Here is a 21,049-nt window from a genome sequence, read left to right as displayed (position 1 = left end):
GGAAAGCCGCGATGAACCAGAAAAAAGCGCTAGGGGGAGCTAGCGCTTTTAAGACCAACTAAGTCCGTTTAGCCTGGTAGATTTTTAAGCTATATCATGAGGATATAACCAATTTTTTTACTTAGGTAAATCAAAAAGCCTATTCTTTACGACTGCCTTGAGTCGTAAATTAAGTATAGTCGGGTTCTTATAATAAACCGGATTTTTCTAAAATTAATTCATATGAATTTGACGATTAACCGACACAATAAACTATTCGGAAATCACAGATGAGATCGCATTAGTAATCAGCTTTCTAAGTAGTTTATTTTTATCATCTAAATGCTTTGCCTTTCTATAAACAAGCTGGATATCAAAATCTGGAACATCAATTGGTGGCTTCACAGCTAGTAAGGTTTCTTCACTATCCATATCCTTGCGCGCGACTAGCTTGGGGACAATACACAATAGTTCTCTGCCACGAATGAGTCGTTTAACAGTTAAAAAGTTACTGGAAGATATCGCGACTTTCCGGCTTAAACCGAGTTCACCTAAACGAGTGTCCACTCCCGTCTTTAAAGCCCCTGCAGGGGAAACAAGCGCGTGCTCGACAGCAACAAATTGTTCTAGCGACATCGGCTCCTCAATGGATAGAACCGATTGATCAAGTAAACAAACATGTCGCTCCGTATACAAATGCTTTGTTCGATATTGCTTTGGTACCTCACCAAAGCTGCCTATCGTCATATCAAGCTTGGCATCGTCAAAGACTTGCTGGTAGTTACTCCGGTTTACATTGAACAACGCTACTTGGGAATAAGGAGAGGATTGCTTAATCAGGTCAAACAATATTGGAGCGAACATCTGCTCGGCATAATCAGTGAGACCAATCTTCCAAGTCCCTTTATAAGTCTCTGCATCAAACGATTTAGATAACAGAACTTCAGACTGGATGGTATTCAGTAGCGCGTCCACGGTACTTGATAGTTCAATGGCTCGGTCGGTTGCCTCCATCTTGCTACCCACCCGCTCAAACAAAGGGTCATCAAACAACTTTCGTAGCCTTTGTAAGCTATGGCTCATCGCAGATTGGCTGACATAACAACGCTCAGCAGCCTTACTCACGCTATTCGTTTTATACAAAGCCTGCAGTGCAATCAATAAGTTAAGGTCAATTCCTTTCCAGTTAAAATCAGCCACAAATCAATCCCATATTATTCATAGTTATAATTAAAACAATTAATTTGAATCATAGTTCAACTCCACCTAAATTACGCTAAACATTTATCTGGAATCGATCATGCTTTCAATTTTTAAAACCTTTTTCTGGCTTGGCTGGATTAGCTTTGGTGGACCAGCAGCACACATTGGCTACTTCCGTAAAACCTTTGTTGAGAAACTGAATTGGTTGTCCGACAAAGAGTACGGGCAGATTGTCGCTCTTAGCCAATTTCTACCGGGCCCAGGTTCAAGCCAAGTTGGCTTTGCGGTTGGCTACAAGAAAGGTGGATTAACAGGTGCTATTGCTGCATTTGTCGGCTTCACTTCCCCATCTGTGATTCTGATGCTGATATTGGCGTTAGTCAGCAACCAGCTATTGGAAGCACCACTTTTCAATTCAATCATTCACGGGCTTAAGTTATTAGCGGTAGTGGTTGTGGCTGATGCAACCTTTGGTATGTACAAGAACTTTTGCCAATCGAAGATAGCAACCGCCTTATGTGTGATTACCGCGATTGTTCTGCTACTGATTCCAGGCATCTGGCCTCAAGTTTTAGTGCTTCTATTTGCAGCGATGATTGGCAGTAAGTTCTTGACATCTCAAGAGCTCAAAACGATACCTTCAACGCAAAAAATATCGGTAACGCCTCTCGTGATTTTTGTTGCTTTGCTGGTTGGTCTGCCTCTATTCAGTGCTTACTCTCAAGGTATTGAAGTATTTGGCCTATTCTACCAAGCAGGTAGCTTAGTATTCGGTGGCGGCCACGTAGTACTTCCGTTGCTACAAAATGGTATTGGTGACCAACTGTCTCAAGATGCCTTCTTAACAGGTTATGCAGCAGCACAGGCAGTACCAGGGCCTATGTTTACACTTGCGACTTACTTAGGTTATGTATTGATGCCATCGGCACCGATCACAGGCGCACTACTCGCAACGATTGCTGTGTTCTTACCGGGCTTCTTATTACTATTAGGTGTGTTGAAAAACTGGCAAGCAATTGCGAGTAAACCTTTGGTGGCTGGCGCTCTTACTGGTGTGAATGCGGCGGTTGTCGGTTTATTGTTGGCAGCGCTATATCAACCGATCTTCACAAGCGCAGTGAGCAGTGGTTTAGACTTCGCTTTGATCATTGTTGGCGTGTGGCTACTAAAAACAATGAAGATGCCAATCGTATGGATGGTAGCTCTGTTTATTGCAATAGGGTTTGGACTCGGAGTTATTTAATATAATGCCCACTAATTCTAATTAGTGGGCATTATAATTTTCGGATTATGCGACCGTTGAGATAGTGGTTATTCTTCTATCTGTGTAGAGGCTGGACTGGCATCGTCTTGGTTAAAAGACTCAGGGGGAATATACACATCAGCACGTCTGTTTTGAGCTCTACCTTGAGAAGTTTTGTTACTTGCGATTGGCTCAGACTCACCCAATGATTTCAGGGTCATTTTCTCTTTTTCAACACCGTAAGTGAAAAGCTGTTTAGAAGTGCTTTGAGCTCGATCTAGCCCCAACCCTTGGTTGTAAGCTTCACTGCCCACCCAATCGGTATGGCCTTCAACCGTCACTAAGTAGTCATTGTCTGCGAGATGTTTTGCCACATCAACAAGCACTTCACGAGCAAGAGGGGTCAGATAATAACGATCAAAGGCGAAGTTAACACGAGCAACAAGCTGCCCTTTGTCACTATCAAAGCTAGCAATACCAAGGTTTGATATATAAGTGAGACAATCACTTGGATCAGTGATCAACTGTGAGCGCTTAAGAAGCTCCCACTTGAGAGCTGGATCATGACTTCCCTCATGAATTTGCCAATAGCCATCACGATGACTAGCCACCCCTTGAACTTCACCAATTTCGATGGTGTGAGAATACTCTGAAAAAGTATTCCCACAATATTCTACTACCTGATCACTAATCTCCTGCCCATAACTAGAGAAAGAAACAAGCATACCTAGTGCTAGCATTGTATTTTTCATCTTTACTCACCCATATAGTCTCGATACGCCAGTACCTCGAGATCCTTTTTGAATTAGCTCTTCGATTCGTTGTATTAACTCCTCCCTATCACTAACATCAATAATGTCTGAGCCAGGGTCAATCACACAATCTTGAAACCCACTTTGATCACTTGCATTAAAATCAATGCCAATCACGCCGATGAACAAACTGCCGTTCTCAGTCATGAAATGCTCTCTAGCCTCATCACAAAGGCCATTATCGACTAAGTTAGGGAGTATTCCATTATTAGGAAACTCCTGACCATCACTAAGAATGATGATAATTTTCAACTTTCCGTTGTACTCTTCAATTTCCTCAGGTGTCGCTCTACTGTCTGGTTGCCCATCATTGAGTACCTGTAAACCGCGAATCAAACCTTGGTAGGCAGCTGTATTACCACCAGCATTCATACCTTGCACAACCTCAACTTCATCAATATCACTCGTTAAAGGAAGTACATAGTGTCCATTACCTGTTGTTCTTACCATTCCAGAGTGGTAGAGAACATTGTCGGCAGACCTAAAATGAAAGTTAAATTCAGCATCATCAATCTTATTATTGAACATGTCATCTACTGAGTTTGAATAGTCAACTAAGCTTGCGATCTCAAGTCTTCGTCCATTCATGCTCATAACACTTTCAACTGTTTTCGCCTCATAAAACTGCCAAGATTCTTGAGTTGGACAAGCGTCCACATCACTGGCACAAGCACGAACAGTATCTCGTGACTTATTGGCCCAATATCCCCAATCCACCTGCTCATAGGTTCTAGTAAATGAACCGTCCGCTTTATACCTTAATTGACTACCCGCATAGAGCGAGTCTGATATTTTGTCTTGTACTCTCAAATTAAAAGGAACTATAGCTAATCGGTTAAGGATAATCGTATCTCCAGCCCGAGGTACAAGTATTCTCAAAGCTAGCTCGTCAACCGCAACTTTCAGAGAATCAATTTTTTTTGATATGCTTGAAGTCCCCTGTGACCAGTTACGTGTCATAGAGCCTGAAAAATCAGTAACTAATACGACATCAACGATCTTATCGCCGAGATATTCAGGGTATTTTGCAGCTTCCGCCTCACCAAATAACGGTTGAGTGTCCTCAAACGATGGAACGAGGTTGAGAGCAAACCATGAGTCATATACCGTCGTTGCATCAACGTCATAACCAATTATCTCTGTATTATCGTTTTCGAGTGTTGGTGCTTGATAATTACGCTTTGTTGTCACCTTCACGCTACGAACTTCTCTTACATAATCTTTAACATAAAGCTCTGCCATCTCTTGTGCACTTGCAGCTTTATCATCAATAGTAATTGCAAGTGCAGCTGCTTGTGCTGAGTCGCGTAGGCGACTTGACTCAGTAATATACCTAGCCCCCTCGACAGCAAAAAAAGTAACTCCTAAAATAGGGACTAACGACAAACCTAGCCAGACAGCAGCAACGCCTGCTTGCCTTTGTAAGCTGATAAACTGTGATTTCCCGTGTCTGTTCATACTACCTCCCTACCATCACTGAACTGGATGATATGATCATTGTTGAAGATGAAGGATCTCCCCAAACACGCGAAAACCACGAATCGCTTTCAACACAAAGTGATACTTGGTAAAGCGGAAAAATGATCCCATCCTCTTCAGGAACCAATTGTGTTTTTTGATCAATACCAAGTGATGAGCAGCCTAAGGTGCCATATCTTGGCGAGGCAAATACACTCCGTATTGTTTTGTCTTGTAATGATTCAATTTGAATTGCAACATTGTTACTATTTGTATTTAACAGTCTCCCCGAGATACTCTGCATGTCAGTTAAGTCCTGTTGAGATAAATTAAAACGCTCATCATAAAAGCGTGTTCGCTCTTTTAAAACATTTACGATAGAGAAGGAAGCTCGATCAAGTTGAGCACGAACTATAAGCTTATGGCTTACATCAGTCATGAAGTAGAAAAGTGCAATAAGTACAATCAGTACCAAAAATAACTCTATACTGAACGACCCTTTACATTTATGAAAAGACGTATGTTTGGTCATATTCATCACTCCCACCCCTCGTGCTCTAGGGTTAGCACAATCGTTCTTTCTATCGGCTCTTCTTGTTGTAAAAAAAATGGCCAAATTGGTTTATGGTTATAAACTAACTTGATCTCAGCAATATTATACCCTTCATCATTAAGGACGAGCTCCGCGTCTGATGCACTGACATTTGAAATGAAATCCGCATAACTTTTATAATAAAGTCCAGACACCTCAAATTCGTCTTTAGGGGAGAGAAATGACCATAAGGCATCTGGAGAGTTTTTTACCGACTTCAAAACAGTATCGTAACTATTATATGAAGAAGATCCTTGATGTACTGCTGCAGCTCTTACTGATTCCCTCAAAGAATATTCGAGTAAATTAATTGCATAAATACGATACCCCATTTCAAATATCATCACAGTTGCAACAATTAAAACAATCGCACCAAGAGAAAACTCTACCGTGGTTACTCCTCTTTCTTTATATTTACACTTCAACCATTTCATATTAACCACCTACTCTAAGTTGAGCGGGGAGATCACTCTAGCTATTTGTTGTAGTTCTCTTTGTGAATACTCTTCACCGAGTAACTTTTCAGCACTTCGCATATCACCTAATTTAATAAATGCAATAGCTAGGTTAGCTCTGACTTTTTTGTTTGCTGGGTTTCTGTTGTAAACAGGAGAGAGAATTGTTACAACCTCTGAATATTTATTTTCGGCAAACTTAACCATGGCTAAATTATTTTTAACCGCAATATCATCATAGCCTTTCATTCGAGCTCTATTAAATGCATTTTCAGCGTGAGGGTATCTTCCCAGCATACAATAGGAAATCCCCATCATCATTTGAACATCAGAGCTTTCATTGCCTATCTCAACAGATTTTCTAAAACTGTCTACCGCCAAGTTATCTAAACCATCGTGGTGGTAAATCTCCCCTCTTAATTGCAGTAAATCTTGATTTACTACACCCTGACTAATCAAGTAATCTGAATAAAACCGAGAGGATTCAACATCCCCAAGTTCAAAGTAGGCTAGCGCTAAGGATTGCATAATTTTAAAGTCATTTGGGGTTTGAGAAAGTTCGTACTTATAAGCATCAACTAAACCTTCGTAGTTTCCTATTTTCTTCAAACTCTCTATATCTGCATAGCCTTCACTAGCTGGTTGTGTTGAATTTGATACACAACCGGATAGATTAAAGAAAAATAGTAACACTATCGTTTTTAAAATACTCATAACTGTGCACCTAAATTAAAATTCATCTGTGACACGCCCGGAGCCAAAATAAGTATCACGATAGGGAACATGATTAGTAAAATTAATGGAATACTCATTTTCGCAGATAACTTCCCCATCTTCTCCTCTATATTAAGCAATTGCATCTTTCGCATATCTTCCGCAAGATCTGCTAATATATTCGCAACGGAAGAACCATACTGTATATTTTGGATAATGGTTAAAACAAAACTAGAAACTTCTGGAGCGGGAAGTCGATTAGATAAATCATTAAGAGCCCTATCAATACCTTTAATCTTCCCGGAGTCGGCAGTAATTTTAACTTGATAACATAAGTTTTTATCAAAACCTTGAAGTTCCTTAGCTAAATAAGAAAATGAAGCTTCTATTGTCATTCCGGTTTGGACACAAACAGCCATCATATCCAATAAATATGGTAGGTTTTTTGATATTCTTTTCACCACTGTCTTTTTTCTTAAATCAAGTATCATATCAGGTAAAATTACAATCGTTAGTATTCCTAAACATCCATATAACGCTAAGTTCATTAAAGATATATCTAACCAAAGTAAATAGATTGTATAAACTGCGATCAAGAAAATTTTAAATGGGAAGTAAAGTATAGCGAGACCTTTGGTGTGAAATCCCGCATCTTTGAGTCTCTGCTCCAACTCTTTACGATTCTCCTTACCAAACTTAACAAGGAAACTCCCCATTTTATGTGTATTACTTTTTCTTTTGTTTAATCCAAAAAACTTATCCATTCGCTTTTTCTTTCGGCTAACAAAATACAAATCAATGAAAAGTACTGAAAGTATGATGACCAAAGCCACAACTCCGTAGGTAATCATAACTTGACCCTCTTAACTAGCAACCAAACAATGAATAATCCCAAGACCTCACTACCAACCACATAATAAAGAATCCACCTACCCTCAGGATCATTTAAAATAAAATCGATATTTGCTGGATGAATTTGACTTATTATTAATACAAAAATAATTGGAATTGCGGCAACCACTTTAGCTGAAATTCGAGCTTCCGAGGTCATTGCCATTTTTTTCATCTCCATGGTTCGCGCATCAACAAGGACTCGAATCAACCTAGCCAATACACCTTTGAGCTGACCACCGCGACTTAAGTTAGCTCGGATAGTAATAGTAAAAAAGATATACTCAGGATAAGGAAATGCGCGACACGATCGCTTAAGAACATGCTCTGCATTCTCACCCAACTTCAAACGCTCCCCCATATCTTTAAACTGCCGACCGATCTCTCCTGACATATTGTCACCAACAAAACAAAATGCCTGCATCAAGCTTTCGCCAGCAGTTACCGCACTCATAAGAATATTTAGTGCATCAGGAAACGTTTGCTCAAAATTTCGACGTCTTTTATTTTTTAAGTATTGATAACCGGTAAAAATTAAGAAGCAGGCCAGCAAGGCAAAGTAGAGATAAGAGTTTAAGGTTAAGAAATTAAAGATAATAAGGTAGGAAACCCAAACCGAGAGAATGACATATACAATCGCAATAAAGTTACCTCTTGGACCAAGTACCTCTATGGTGGGAGAGAGATCATGCTTAAACTCAGACCAGCGTTTTTTGCCAATAAGAGATTGGAAATTAATCGCGTCAATACCCTCATCATCAGTTTGAGCTGCCGGAAAATAGTTTTTAACTTTTCCTTTCTTACTCGGGATAAGTAAAAAGCACGCAAAACCAAATAGTATGAGAGACAGCCACAATATATTCATGAACCCTCACCTCTAAATGACTGCATCAACTCATCATATAACCCATAGAAATGCGCTTTTTTAACCAGTTGCGACCGCTGCATTATCCCCTCTGTTGTGAACTTACCTCGAACTACCTCGCCGTAATTGACTTCGTCATACTGAAAAGCAAAAATTTCTTCCATCACAACGCTGTCACCCTCTAGGCCGACAATTTCTGATATGCTAGTGACCTTTCTCGTTCCGTCTCTAAGTCGGTTCACCTGGACAACAACTTCGATCGCACTAACTATTGCTCGTCTAATCGCATCTAGCGGCTGGTTTAGGTTCGCCATCATGACCATAGACTCAACACGGCCAATAGCATCTCTAGGAGAATTGGAGTGTAAGGTTGACATAGAGCCTTCGTGACCGGTGTTCATTGCCTGTAACATCTCAAATGCCTCTGAGCCACGACACTCCCCAAGAATTATTCTATCGGGTCGCATCCGCAGAGCATTAATAACCAAATCTCGCTGCGTAACCAAACCTGTACTTTCTATACTCTCGACTCTCGTTTCCAAGCGAACTAGATTCGGCTGTTCTAAGCGAAGTTCAGCCGCATCTTCGATAGTGACAATACGCTCGTCATCGCTAATGTATTGTGAAAGAGCGTTAAGTAATGTTGTCTTACCAGAGCCCGTCCCTCCAGAAATAAGTATATTAAGTCGACACCGTGATGCGATAGAAAGAACTCTAGCCATATCAAATGACATAGAATCAAATTCCACCAACGATTCTAAATCAATATTTTGCTCTCTGAACTTCCGAATCGATATCGTCGTTCCATCAAGAGCAATTGGAGGGATGACGATATTAACCCGACTCCCGTCAGCTAGGCGAGCATCAACAGTTGGAGAAAGTTCATCGACACGTCGACCAACGCGCGAAGCGATCTGTTTAGCTATATTTAATAGTTGGGCCTCATCAACAAAAGTAATATCCGAACGCTCAATCTTGCCATGCTTTTCAAAGAAAACATTATTTGGTCCATTAACCATAATATCAGTGATAGCATTATCATCGACTAATGGTTGAATTGGTCCTAAGCCAAATAACTCATCCAACATACTTTTGACAATACTAGAACGCATCATCGTGGTTACGGGACGTTCATAACTTTGAGCAAGTACATCTACTGCACTTTTGACTTGAACTTCAAGCTCGCTTCGAGACATACCCTGAATAGCCTCTACATCTAAAGCCTCAAAGATCTGCATCCGAAATGACGAATAAATCTCTTTATTAGAACTCATCTACCCACCAATCGAGATAGCCAGCCATGTGGCTTGCCAGAGCTTTGTCCATTAATTAGGCTCGTCAGTTCTTCAATCGCATTATTGACGCTTCGTTCATGCTTATGAGCACGCTTACCTTCAATCAGCAAATGAGAAAGCTTCTTGCAATACACCATATTTAGATCAACTTTCGCACCAAGATATTTATCTAGGTCTGACTGCTCTATAACGAATGTACTTTCAGGACGATGATGATTAGCAAAAGTAACGACTCGGATTCGCTTACCGATTGAAATCTGTTTTTGCTCTAACGTTTCTAGGAGAGATTTTGCGTTGCGAATAGAAGAAACTGAAGGCTCAAAAACCACGACAATAACATCATAAGTTTCCACGAGTAGCTGAGGGTCAACTCTGAAATCTATGCTGCCCGAAAAGTCTTCGATAATGAAGTTGGTATTTCGGCTCATCAGTTCACATAATATCTGGTTGTAATTAAATATTTTATCTTGATTACTCTCTCCTTGAAGAGCAAGTAAGCGAAATGATTTACGAACTTTAGTCAAATATGACAACGCACCTTCGGTGTCTAACTCATGAATAGGAACAGCAAATTCATCAATTGCTTTTGAGCGAAAATCTTCTAACCCCATTAACACATCAATATTCGAATCACTGTACTGGTGATCGACCAAAATCGTATCAATATTTTGCGATGATAATTTAGAGCCTAGTTCAGCAGTGATAAAGGAAGTACCAATCCCTCCCTTACTACCAACAACAGCTACCCTCTTAGCTTTTCGTTTTTTACTAACTCCGGTATATGTCTCTAAATTTTTATGTACATTCATAACAAAATCAGAGAACTCGAGCTTATTTATCGGCCAGAGTAAGTAATAAAATCCCATCTCTTTTAGATCTCTAAGAGTCGAGATAGAGTCTTGCCCGCCAATAACAATAACGCCTTTTCGTGTTGGTAATTTACTTGCTATTTCCTGAGCATCAACCAAGATATCTTGGGATTCTGTTAGATCGAGTATGACGATATTATCCGTTTGTTCAGAATAGAACTTGGGAGACAAAGCTTCCCTCTTAATGCAATGCGGCTCATTCCATCCCTCAAATTGAAACATCTCTTTGACTAAATCTGAGCATTCTTTTGATTGATAAATCAGAGCACAACTAGCAGGGCCATTCGTTAGCTCAACAACTTGAGGTGTTGTGTCTTTTATATTTTTGACGAGATCAAACATAACTAGATTCCCTCTACCAATCTTTCCTTGTGAGCGACCTGACGAACTCTCGCTGCCTCAGAGAAACAATTACGGCTAAATTCCGAGCCTTCTATTTGGGGAATATCACACTTTTGGGTCACTAGAGCGTGATAAGTGATCGTAACTTTAAGATCTTTACTCTGTTTTCCGTTTTGTTGAATCACAAATGATTCAGCTGCCAAAGGGAGACTAGGAAAATAGGCGACAGCTTTGGTCACAACTTGTTTACCTTGATTGGTACGATACTCAAATAGATATGAAGCTCCAGGATCAACCTCCTGCACTTTCTGCAACAAACCTACAAGCTGCGCCTGCGTCTCTCTCAATGACATCACAGTAAATGTATAAGTGTGCGTTTCTGGGTAAACCAAATATTCCACGCCTTTTCCATTGAAGTAACGTTCAGTACAACCAGAGAGCAGCAATATAAATAAAACAGCAAATAAACAATGTCTCATCGGATAAACCCTCCTTCAGAAAGCAACTCAATTGCCGGCTCATTCCCTTTGATGGCCGGAGTCGGATCTCCAATATTTAACCAACGGTAAAAGGTCGATGTGCGCTGTATTTGTGGAATTTGAACATCTTTACTTTTTAATGGTTTAACCAGATTAACGGTTGCAACAATGATCAACTCGGTACGACGACGATCCGTGTTTGATTTTCTGAATGCAGCACCAAGTAATGGAATGTCTCCGAGCAACGGTGTTTTCTGTAGCTCTTCTAAGTCAGAACTACTCATTAAACCACCCAAGACAAAGCTATCACCATCTCCTAACTCAACAGTTGTCATTGCGCGTCGGGTAGCCAATTGCGGAACTTCAATGCCTGCTGCTTGAATATAACGTTCAACTTCACTCACTTCCGGCATAAGTTGCATGCGAATTCTTTCGTCACTATGTACCTTTGCCGTAAGCCCGAGGCGAACACCATATTCACGGAAAGTAATGTTAATAGCGTCACCAGTAGCGACAATAACGGGTATCTCACCACCAACTAGGAAACTTGCCGACTCTCCAGAAACAACCGTCAAATTTGGTTCAGCAAGGATTTGAGCTATATTTTCATTCCCCAAAGCAGTAATAACTGTCGTCAAGTCTGCGGCATCAAATTGTTGGAATAAAAATTCCCCAACGTTAGCCCCAACACTTGACCAATCAACACCAATAGTTTGCCCAAAGGTTTCAGTTACTTGAGCCACCGAAATTTTAACGTTAACTTGCTGTACAGAAGCTACTTTCAGTTGTTCAATGATTCCATCCCACGTCATGTTTCTTGCAAATATGAGCGATTCAGATTCTGGTACAGAGATAGTTTCACTCTCATACGTGAATTGCTGAGTATCTTCATATCGAGCTACTTTATCCCTAGACAGCAATGTAGCGATTAGACGGTATATATTGTCACGCTCTTCCTCACTATTTACGACACCACTGACAACGACCTGCTCACCAATAGACTCTATTTTTATATCAAGATTTGGATAGAAAGCGCGCAACTGTCTTCGTACGTGACTCAAGTCAATATCGACAACGATACGCTCGGAAAGCAAAATCTTCTTACCTTCTCCATAAATAATTATCTTTGATTGGCCTATTTCCTTAGCGAATACAACGATTGTGTTCTCATCCACGACGTTATAATCAGCAATATCAGGAGCACTAATGAAAACTGTGGATATCGGCTCACCAACTCGAATGTGATGACCGTCATTTTGAGTTATGTAGGTATCTGCGTTCGCTTTGAATGAAAGCGATATGCATAACACTATCAACCAGTATTTAGGTAATAACTCTAAGAGTTTTTGTATTTTCATTAGAGTTCATCTCCCTGATTGGATAAACGACTTGCCCCTCTTAGCTCTGCAACTCCACTGTAGTTTTCAATAACATTTCGTACATCAGCCTGAACCGGCTTTTCATATTCATAAGAACGATATACTTCAAGGTGCATCGTCTTCTCGGCGATAGAAAGTCTTGCTATATCAGTAGGATCTATCTCTAATATTATGATAATGGCGTCTTCTTGGCTTGCCTGAGTATCGGCTCTTATCAAAGAGTCACTTTCTTCGTTTTGCTCTACACCCAGCACTTTGGCATTTCTTAGTAAATGTTTTGCATGTACCCCTGTATACTCAATTGTTGCTTCTTCTACAGAGAGATTATCTTGAGGAGAGCTTATTGCTAGTATGTCTACAAAGACACCAGGTCTGATATAACCGGCGACCAAATTTTCACGGCTCACCTGGAGAGGAAACGGCTCTTTTCCATCAGAAATCAACAAATCTATATAGCCTGCATTTCCTTTTGCTACTTGAAATTCAGGCATCACTAAACGGCCCGCAGTTATATTTCGGTTCAGTAACGTAGAGGGGGAAAAATCGAGTTCAACGTCTGAGCGTACGCCTTTTTCTAGAGCCAAATCTAACAAGACTTGTTCTCTAACGACCTGCTCAGAAGACACAGGCTTGCCTCTATCTAGATCTGTCTTCGCACGCCAAATTTGGACGTAAACGTCTTCTTTTTTAGGTGAGGTAACGGCATTTTTAGTTTGATTGTCGTTCGGATTTAAAAGTAAACCGTATACCCCTAAACCTATTGCAATCAAAGCAATGATAATGGCTAATCTGGAACGCATTACACTTCTCCCACATAGATGTACTGCATTATCGAAAAGACAAACCCGAAAGATATTGCTATACCATACGGGATTCCGAAAAGTTTAATTAGTCCTAATTGAAACCGATTATCTATGAATTGGAGAATCAAATAAACCAGAGCTAACAAGCCTCCGATAACAGTTATTACTACATATGTATAAGGCCAAAAGCTTGAGGGGGTTGCTAAACTCAATGCAGCCATTAATTTAATGTCTCCGCCACCGATCACTTTTAAACCATATATAATCAAAAGCACAAAATATAAAAACGCTAATGAATAAATATACTCAATAGAGAAATGATTATGACCAATTAACATAGATAGAAACAAAGCACACCCAACTGCTTTATTACTAATCCGACGAAACTTTAAATCTGAAAATACAACATATGAAAGCAATAATAATAAAGAGCACAAAAGCATGTGCTCTGTGTATTTAATCTGTCCCATAAATAATTTTTCTTAAGGACTAATATTAGGTTAATTATTCTTTAAGAAGCTTCGCTTCCTGCCCTAATTCTGTACCCAAGTTTTTAAACCCAAGAGCCAGTTCATCAACGAAACCTTTATCGCTGAAAAAAGCTGTCACTAACAAAACAGCCATTGCAATAGCAATCAAACCATATTCAATAGCTGTCACACCTCTCTCGTCTTTTCTTAGATCAGCAATAAAATTTGTCGTATACACGTAAAGTTTAGTAATCATGATGCCATCCTTTTTTCATGCTTCTAGTGCAAAGCAATTAGATCTTAGTAATCAGATCACTTTCTCACATTCGGTTACTATCGGTTTCCCCGATATCCAAACCCAAAATACACGCGATTTAAAAGTGGTTATTTTTTTCATATTACCTATCTAATTAATTTAAAGGGATTTAGCTTCTAAATTAATATTTATCCTTGAAAATTAAGTTTATTGCACCTAAAGTCAAAGTGTGATCTTCGTCACACTTTAATTTCAAATAATGCCAATTCAAATTATTAGTATTAGCCTAATACTTACGGTGCAAAGTCTGCAGGAGGGAGATATGAGGCTCACTTTAGACAATTTAATCTCATTTCATACTGTTGCCTCTGAAGGTTCGTTCAGTTGTGCTGCGAGGAAACTAGGTAAATCGCAATCAACGATAAGTGGAGCGATAAAAAATCTAGAACAAGATTTAGGATATTTTCTTTTTGATAGAGGTGGTCACACGGTATCATTAACCGATAAAGGAAAAAAAATATATGCGCTAACCACACCAATAATAAGCAAACACAAAGAGTTAAGTAACATTGCTAAAAATCTATCAAATTCAAATTTAACAAAAATAAAAGTAGGCATTGACCTACTAATGCTAAATTCAAATGTAAGAAATGCTCTTGTTGAATTTTCTGAGGAGTTTCCAGAAGTTGAGATAAACGTTGTAACAAAACCAAGCTATATTTTAGGTGATTATATCAATCGTAAAAAAATTGATATCGCGATAGGAAACCCCTATCACAAAACCATCTATAACTTTAATATAGAAGAATTATTTTTAGTTAATTGCATTTGGGTGGCGAGTAAAGAAGTCGTTCAAAACTCAAAATTCAATTCACAAAACAATCGATTGTTATTGCTTGATGGATATAAAGATATTATTGATTATTCCATCATTTCAAGCCATAACATTTGGGTATTGGATGATATTAGTACTATCCTTGAACTCTGTAGCGCAGGGAAAGGGATAGCCCTTCTTCCTCAGCATATCATTGAAACCAAAACAGTAATGAACAAATTAATAAAAATACCCAGTGATACTCAATTGTTTGGTAAGCAAATATATGCGTCTATGATCTGGCCATTGCACAGTGAATTTGGAAAATATCATCAGTGGATTCATAACAGACTAAGAAGTACCTATCACCTATGAAACATGAACAACAACTCTATTAAAATATGAAGTATCTCTGCCTTTCAGTTTCATTGATATTAATTAGTTTTAATAGTGAGATCTCAGCGAAAGTGACTCATATGAGAGACTCGATAAACTCTTATGAAGAACTGCAAGAAAATCAAAGATTGCAGCGAATTGTGGTTCCGAAAAGCAAGAGAATACACGAACTAAGAGCTTCCAAAACCGATCCACCCGTACTTCTATCCCATAAAATCACTGACAGCGTCAGCAATAAATATACAATATATCAAACTCACATTGAGCGTTCTGCAACAAAGTGGAAAATTCCAGCATCATTAATCGTTGCTATGATACACGCTGAAAGTTTCTTTGATCCAAATGCTGTTTCCCACGCCTCTGCTATTGGATTAATGCAAATTCTTGTTAATGGTGGGGCAGCTGAAGTTTCACGTGAACTCTATGGCAATAGACCTATCAGAGCACAAGATCTCTTTATCCCTGAATTCAATATTGATGTAGGGACCGCTTATTTGCATCTCTTGGAGACGAAGTATCTCAACAACATTCGCTCTTCTAGCGCGAGAAGACTACTAGCAATTGCTTCCTATAACTGTGGCTTGTCTAATCTAATGAAATACTCCTTCGGTGATAAAGACATCAGTTCATTCTCCAAAAATATCAATAAGTTATCAGTTGATGAGTTATATACCATGCTAACAACACAATTACGTATTGCAGAAACAAGAACTTACGTAGCAAAAGTGTACAAACTAAACAAGCAATACCAAGCCTTGCTCAACTGATGCATATATTCTTATATGGCGATGGCGATCATTAAATTTCTAACCTAAAATTTGAATTAATAACAGCTCTGGTAATTGAATACAGTGTCAGGGTTGTTTCGATAATGTCTTATAATAAACCGTGGACTTACACGTAGCGGATACCGAATCAAAAATAGCTGTAATTTCTTATCAATGTGGCTACAAGGATGTGTCGTATTTTTCAAGAATTTTTAAGAAAAGGACGGGCGTAACCCCTGCAAGCTACAGACGTGCCTGCACAGACAACAGAAAACGCTAATTTTACTCCCTAAAAGAAAAAATCATGGTACATTTAACATGATTTTAACAAAAATAACCAAAAATAACTTAGCGAAAAACATGGAGTTAGACAATGATTCAGCCTAACGAGTTTAGCCAAGAACAAGCAACAGCTCTCCCTACACCCAATGACATGATTTTAAAATGGGCAGAAGATCGCCCAGATGAAGTCTATTTGAAACAGATTATTAACCGTCAATTTGTCGAATTTACTTATAAAGAAGTAGCCGACAAAGCACTGAAACTGGCGTCAGCATTAGAAGGACTCGGAGCCCAACCTGGCGATCGAGTCGCTCTCGTATCGAAAAACTGTGCAGAGTGGTTCATCTGCGATCTTGCCATGATGTTAGGAGATTTTGTCAGCGTCCCAATCTTTCCAACAGCAGGTGCAGATACCATTCAGTACTGTATTGAACACAGTGAAAGTAAAATTGTGATTGCGGGTAAGCTTGACGATCCTAAAGCCACTCAAAAAGTACTTGATGACAATCCGAGCTTGGTGAGTATTTCACTGCCATACGACAGCGCAGCGAAGTGCCAACACACTTTCGAGAAGCTCATTGAGACACATGAACCATCAACCAAACGCCCTCAGCATCACGACGATAAGCTGATGTCACTTGTTTATACATCGGGTACATCAGGGTTACCAAAAGGCGCAATGCTCACCTACGGCGCGTTTACTTGGTCTGTTCAAAGGTTGATTGACCATATTGGGATCCAACCTGGCGATCGCCTGTTTTCTTACCTACCGCTTGCTCATATTACAGAACGCGTTTACATCTTTGGTTCTTCAGTAATGGGGGGCGTGGTTACGGCTTTCCCTGAATCTTTAGACACCTTTATTGATGATGTGAAAATGCATCGCCCTACGCTGTTTATTTCAGTTCCTCGCTTATGGACTCTGTTCCAGCAGCGAATCCAAGACAAATTGCCACAGAAGAAACTGAACTTCTTACTGAAGATTCCGTTTATCAACAACATCATTAAGAAGAAACTTGCTGATGGCTTAGGGTTAGACCAAGCTCGCGTTCTTGGATGTGGTTCTGCACCTGTATCACCCGCTCTACTCGCATGGTATGAGAGTGTTGGCCTGCACATTACCGAGGCATGGGGCATGACAGAGTCTTTCGCCTACAGCACGCTCAACTACCCATTCAGAGCCGATAAAATTGGTACGGTTGGTAATGCTGGTCCAGGGATCGAACTCAAAATAGCTGAAGATGAAGAGATTCTGGTTCGAGGCAAAGGCTTATTCTCTGGTTACTACAAGAATGATATTGCAACCCAAGAGTCTTTTAACTCGGATGGTTGGCTTCATACCGGTGATATCGGTGATATCGATAGTGAAGGTTACCTAACGATTCGTGGGCGTAAGAAAGATACCTTTAAAACCGCTAAAGGTAAGTTTGTTGCCCCTGTACCAATCGAAAACAAACTGTTTGAGTACAGCCGCGTAGAAATGATGTGTTTGATAGGTCTTGGCCTACCTGGTCCAATCCTACTTGTGGTACCGCATGACTTCCCTAATTTCGATCGAGCTCGCTATGAGAAAACGACAAAGCGCGTTATCGAGAAAATGAACGAGCAGCTTGGTTCACACGAGAAGATCAAAGGTGTATTGATGATTAAGGAACCATGGAGCATTGAGAATGGCGTGTTAACCCCGACTCTCAAAATCAAGCGACATATCCTTGAGCAGAAATACCATGAAGTTGGTCATAACTGGCCGAAAGATAAATTGGTGGTTTGGGAAGAATAATTAAAATCGAGAGGGAGCCATTATGGCTCCTTTTTTGTAAGCTCACATTATAAGTACTTAGTATAATCCGCAGCATCACTACTCTCGTAATCTAAGCCGACATCCTTTCTCATTCGATGACTTAACGATTCCAAGCAAACAACTTGTCTAGATTTAGCCCCCTTCCTCACCTTAGTATTGTCATTGATTTTAAGTACCTGAGTAACAAATATTCCGACCCAACAGGTTATTGCTTTCATGTTCTCTCTCTTGTATTCCCTTTGTATTTATCGCTATTATGAAAACAACCTGTTCGATAATCGAACAACCATTATTAACAAGAACTATAAGCTGAGATTATGGACAATAGACTGCGTCACCTTTCAGGTCTCCGTTACTTTGAAGTTGCGGCTCGCTTGAGCAACTACAGCAAAGCTGCTGAAGAGCTGTTCGTCACTCAAGCAGCCGTCAGCCAGAAGATTCGACAGTTAGAAGAACAGGTTGGATGTAAGCTTTTTATTCGTAAGGGGCGTGCAATGACTTTGACGCATGAAGGGCACACACTTTTTAGACATGTCTCTGATGGATTTCAAGAGGTTCTGCTGGGGTTAAACAAGATCCAATCAGAACCTATTCAAGGGCTGCTTGTTGTTAGAAGTCCCCCTTCTTTTGCTTCGCGTTGGTTACTGCCTAGGCTGTGGAAGTTCTCGGTAAAGCACCCAGAAATCCCAATTAAGGTGCTAACAGGGTCTGATACCCCAAGTTTAAAACATGGCGAGATTGATGTGGCTATTCTGCAGGGCGAAGATCTATGCGTTGAAGAAGGCTTGACTCTAGAGATGCTAATCAACGAACCGGTTTACCCTTTTTGTTCTCCTGAACTCGCAAACTCTTTGAACTTCACATCACCTGAACAACTCCTCAAATGTTGGCTAATTCAGTTTGATAGCGGTTGTTTCCCGTGGGAGGAATGGTTTAGGCAAGCAAACATATCGACTCAAAGCAGCACCATTCAGTGGATGGAAGTAGGCACCTTTGATATGGGGCTAACCACGGTCATGGCAGGGCATGGGGTTTGCTTGGCAACCGACAGCTTGGCTGGTGACTTCATCGAACGCGGCTTGCTAGTGAAGCCCTTTGATATAGGCATGACACCTGGGGTTCAAGTCAACCTATGCTTTGATCCTAACTCCCCGAGAGAAGAGCGTATTACCGCGTTCACCAATTGGTTGCACGAAGAAGTAAACGAGCTATTGGAGAGTTAAATCTTATCTCCCACTTCTTTATATAAACTATAAACCTAACTCAACATAGAACGGTAACGTAAACCTCCCGACACCGACAAAACTATGTTGAGTTAAAGCAACGTCGAGTTAAAAGCTACGTTGCCTTGAATCACTCCCAAAATGACTTCTTCAGTTCTTTCTCGACTTGTTCCGACGTAATCCCAATATCTCTCAGTAAATAATCGGGTAGCTCAGACAGTTGCTTTCTGGTTCTACGATTTTGAAAGTACAGGTCTAATTTAGAATAGAATTTCTTAATTGATAATGATGATAAAAATGAATGGTTGGTATTTGCTGTTGCTGTGATCGTATTCATAGCCTTTCTCCTGTTGATCTTTTGCTTTGTTATGGTCAATAATCGACCAACAGAGCAACATCGACAAACGATAGATACTGGCATTCAGTTAAGGAAAACTAATGTGAGAGAACGAACCCCACCATTCCAAGGGATCTATTACTTTTACACGGCGGCTGAAACTGGCAGTTTCAAGCTCGCAGCACAAAAGCTATTTGTCACGGCTGCAGCAGTCAGCCAACAAATTCGCCAACTTGAAGAATGGTTAGGCGCAGACCTGTTTATTCGCCAGCACCGAAAAATAGTATTAACTCATGAAGGTGAAGTGCTCTATCTACAAGCGAAGAAAGGCTTTGCTCATATTCAAGATGGAGTAAGACGAATAAACCAAGACCCCAACCCCACTCAGTTATCGATTTCGACCGTACCCTCTTTTGCACAACATTGGTTAGTGCCTAGAATTGGCGACTTCCGCGACCGTCACCCAGATTTATCTATGTTAATAGAACCGACCAACAAACTGGTTACCTTTGAAGACTCAGCTGTCGATGTCTGTGTTCGATATGGTCATGGTAACTACCCAAATATTGAATCACGTTGGTTAATGGACGAAGTTGTTTACCCTGTCTGTCATCCTATCTATCAAGAAAAATATGGAATCTATGACATCAGCGATCTGCATAAAGCAGAGTTAATTGAAGACCGTTGGCCTGATATGGATTGGAATCTATGGTTAGACGTTGCTGGGGCGAAGGCAGGACGTTCATCATTGCAATTTGACGGCTCACATTTTGTTTTAGAGGGTGCATTATCCGTTCAGGGCGTTGCCTTGGTTAAGCACAGCTTGGTGTATCGCTATTTGCAGGAAAAGAAACTCGTCCGAATCGGTAATATCGCGCTGAAGCCTAAATACAATTACTTTTTATGCGCGCCTCCAGGTTACTTCCATCGAGAAAAGATAAAACGCTTCGAAGAATGGATGCAGACTCAAGTTAAATTGTTTGGTGATACAGGTAGAGAAGAGCTTTCGATTATCCACACCGATTACGAACTCAAATGGTCGGATAATTCATAAAGCGAAACTGGTATACTTAGCTCAAATAAATGGCGAGAACATCTCATGACACAAGACAATAATCCACTTCACGGTATCACTCTACAGAAGCTACTGACTGAATTAGTTGAACATTACGGTTGGGAAGAGTTGAGTTACATGGTGAACATCAACTGCTTTAAAAAAGACCCGAGCATTAAATCGAGCTTAAAATTTTTGCGTAAAACAGATTGGGCTCGTACCAAGGTAGAGCAGATTTACATCGACTTAAAGGACCCTGTAAATAATTCT

Annotated in this window: 23 protein-coding genes and 1 pseudogene; 8 read left to right on the top strand and 16 right to left on the bottom strand. The window is 40.1% G+C overall.

The features are described 5' to 3' along the window. Positions 1–252 precede the first annotated feature (252 nt). On the bottom strand, positions 253–1,179 hold the full coding sequence (locus AB4323_RS20185; protein ID WP_372106436.1) for a LysR family transcriptional regulator: 927 nt from the start codon (positions 1,177–1,179) through the stop codon (positions 253–255). Between the two features lie 100 nt (positions 1,180–1,279). On the opposite strand from AB4323_RS20185, the gene chrA reads away from it, so the two are divergent. After that, complete coding sequence (gene chrA / locus AB4323_RS20180; protein ID WP_372153203.1) at positions 1,280–2,425, top strand: chromate efflux transporter; 1,146 nt, start codon at positions 1,280–1,282, stop codon at positions 2,423–2,425. Between the two features lie 68 nt (positions 2,426–2,493). Here chrA and AB4323_RS20175 read toward each other — a convergent pair whose 3' ends face one another. The 14 genes from AB4323_RS20175 to AB4323_RS20110 all read right to left on the bottom strand — a co-directional run bounded on the left by AB4323_RS20175 (position 2,494) and on the right by AB4323_RS20110 (position 14,105). Next, the gene (locus AB4323_RS20175; protein ID WP_372098302.1) at positions 2,494–3,177 is read right to left on the bottom strand and encodes an OmpA family protein; all 684 of its coding nucleotides are present in this window, start codon (positions 3,175–3,177) and stop codon (positions 2,494–2,496) included. A 6-nt stretch (positions 3,178–3,183) separates the two neighbouring features. Then, entirely contained in the window at positions 3,184–4,695 is a 1,512-nt protein-coding gene (locus AB4323_RS20170; protein WP_372153201.1) for a pilus assembly protein TadG-related protein, read from the bottom strand. 1 nt (position 4,696) lies between these two features. Beyond that, positions 4,697–5,227 (bottom strand): tight adherence pilus pseudopilin TadF, encoded by a 531-nt coding sequence (tadF, locus tag AB4323_RS20165; protein WP_372153199.1) that lies wholly within the window; start codon positions 5,225–5,227, stop codon positions 4,697–4,699. A 5-nt stretch (positions 5,228–5,232) separates the two neighbouring features. After that, positions 5,233–5,721 carry a TadE/TadG family type IV pilus assembly protein gene (locus tag AB4323_RS20160; RefSeq protein WP_372102539.1) on the bottom strand — a complete coding sequence of 163 codons (489 nt, stop codon included), beginning with the start codon at positions 5,719–5,721 and terminating at the stop codon, positions 5,233–5,235. A 9-nt stretch (positions 5,722–5,730) separates the two neighbouring features. Then, complete coding sequence (locus AB4323_RS20155; protein WP_372153197.1) at positions 5,731–6,456, bottom strand: tetratricopeptide repeat protein; 726 nt, start codon at positions 6,454–6,456, stop codon at positions 5,731–5,733. Further along, positions 6,453–7,220: a type II secretion system F family protein gene (locus tag AB4323_RS20150; protein WP_372153195.1), complete on the bottom strand. Its 768-nt coding sequence runs from the start codon at positions 7,218–7,220 to the stop codon at positions 6,453–6,455. Before AB4323_RS20150 ends, AB4323_RS20155 begins: the two co-directional genes overlap by 4 nt. A gap of 83 nt (positions 7,221–7,303) precedes the next feature. After that, the gene (locus tag AB4323_RS20145) at positions 7,304–8,206 is read right to left on the bottom strand and encodes a type II secretion system F family protein (protein WP_083190212.1); all 903 of its coding nucleotides are present in this window, start codon (positions 8,204–8,206) and stop codon (positions 7,304–7,306) included. A gap of 2 nt (positions 8,207–8,208) precedes the next feature. Beyond that, positions 8,209–9,486: a CpaF family protein gene (locus AB4323_RS20140; protein WP_065584029.1), complete on the bottom strand. Its 1,278-nt coding sequence runs from the start codon at positions 9,484–9,486 to the stop codon at positions 8,209–8,211. Further along, positions 9,483–10,718, bottom strand: a complete 1,236-nt coding sequence (locus AB4323_RS20135; protein ID WP_372102534.1) for a CpaE family protein — start codon at positions 10,716–10,718, stop codon at positions 9,483–9,485. Before AB4323_RS20135 ends, AB4323_RS20140 begins: the two co-directional genes overlap by 4 nt. 2 nt (positions 10,719–10,720) lie before the next feature. Next, entirely contained in the window at positions 10,721–11,197 is a 477-nt protein-coding gene (locus AB4323_RS20130; protein WP_065584031.1) for a hypothetical protein, read from the bottom strand. Next, positions 11,194–12,555, bottom strand: coding sequence for a type II and III secretion system protein family protein (locus AB4323_RS20125; RefSeq protein ID WP_065584032.1), 1,362 nt, complete (start codon positions 12,553–12,555; stop codon positions 11,194–11,196). The genes AB4323_RS20130 and AB4323_RS20125 overlap by 4 nt, the downstream gene beginning before the upstream one ends. Next, a complete protein-coding gene (gene cpaB, locus AB4323_RS20120; RefSeq protein ID WP_065584033.1) occupies positions 12,555–13,376 on the bottom strand; it encodes a Flp pilus assembly protein CpaB in 822 nt (273 codons plus the stop codon). The genes AB4323_RS20125 and cpaB overlap by 1 nt, the downstream gene beginning before the upstream one ends. Then, complete coding sequence (locus AB4323_RS20115) at positions 13,376–13,849, bottom strand: prepilin peptidase (protein WP_065584034.1); 474 nt, start codon at positions 13,847–13,849, stop codon at positions 13,376–13,378. The genes cpaB and AB4323_RS20115 overlap by 1 nt, the downstream gene beginning before the upstream one ends. 34 nt (positions 13,850–13,883) lie before the next feature. Beyond that, on the bottom strand, positions 13,884–14,105 hold the full coding sequence (locus tag AB4323_RS20110; protein WP_065584035.1) for a Flp family type IVb pilin: 222 nt from the start codon (positions 14,103–14,105) through the stop codon (positions 13,884–13,886). A gap of 322 nt (positions 14,106–14,427) precedes the next feature. On the opposite strand from AB4323_RS20110, the gene AB4323_RS20105 reads away from it, so the two are divergent. The 5 genes and pseudogenes from AB4323_RS20105 to AB4323_RS20085 all read left to right on the top strand — a co-directional run bounded on the left by AB4323_RS20105 (position 14,428) and on the right by AB4323_RS20085 (position 19,388). Continuing rightward, a complete protein-coding gene (locus AB4323_RS20105) occupies positions 14,428–15,294 on the top strand; it encodes a LysR family transcriptional regulator (protein ID WP_372099625.1) in 867 nt (288 codons plus the stop codon). 101 nt (positions 15,295–15,395) lie between these two features. After that, a complete protein-coding gene (locus AB4323_RS20100; RefSeq protein ID WP_372102531.1) occupies positions 15,396–16,082 on the top strand; it encodes a transglycosylase SLT domain-containing protein in 687 nt (228 codons plus the stop codon). A gap of 136 nt (positions 16,083–16,218) precedes the next feature. Beyond that, positions 16,219–16,362: pseudogene (locus AB4323_RS20095) on the top strand (helix-turn-helix domain-containing protein); the annotation flags it as partial. Positions 16,363–16,455: 93 nt separating this feature from the next. Next, complete coding sequence (locus AB4323_RS20090; RefSeq protein ID WP_372099621.1) at positions 16,456–18,144, top strand: AMP-binding protein; 1,689 nt, start codon at positions 16,456–16,458, stop codon at positions 18,142–18,144. Between the two features lie 338 nt (positions 18,145–18,482). Then, positions 18,483–19,388 (top strand): LysR substrate-binding domain-containing protein, encoded by a 906-nt coding sequence (locus AB4323_RS20085; RefSeq protein ID WP_372099619.1) that lies wholly within the window; start codon positions 18,483–18,485, stop codon positions 19,386–19,388. A 130-nt stretch (positions 19,389–19,518) separates the two neighbouring features. On the opposite strand, the gene AB4323_RS20080 is transcribed toward AB4323_RS20085, so the two are convergent. Further along, a complete protein-coding gene (locus AB4323_RS20080) occupies positions 19,519–19,725 on the bottom strand; it encodes a DUF1127 domain-containing protein (protein WP_065584040.1) in 207 nt (68 codons plus the stop codon). Positions 19,726–19,828: 103 nt separating this feature from the next. Between AB4323_RS20080 and AB4323_RS20075 the strand changes: the two genes are divergently transcribed. Both AB4323_RS20075 and AB4323_RS20070 read left to right on the top strand, forming a co-directional pair. Further along, a complete protein-coding gene (locus AB4323_RS20075; protein WP_065584041.1) occupies positions 19,829–20,779 on the top strand; it encodes a LysR substrate-binding domain-containing protein in 951 nt (316 codons plus the stop codon). 45 nt (positions 20,780–20,824) lie between these two features. Continuing rightward, on the top strand, positions 20,825–21,049 hold a 225-nt coding region (locus AB4323_RS20070; RefSeq protein WP_372153193.1), incomplete at its 3' end, for a VF530 family DNA-binding protein.

Source organism: Vibrio sp. 10N.261.52.C11 (assembly GCF_041471405.1).
Lineage (GTDB): Bacteria > Pseudomonadota > Gammaproteobacteria > Enterobacterales > Vibrionaceae > Vibrio > Vibrio crassostreae_C.
Note: the sequence above shows the minus strand (reverse complement) of the source record. Positions and strands in the feature narration are given on the sequence as shown.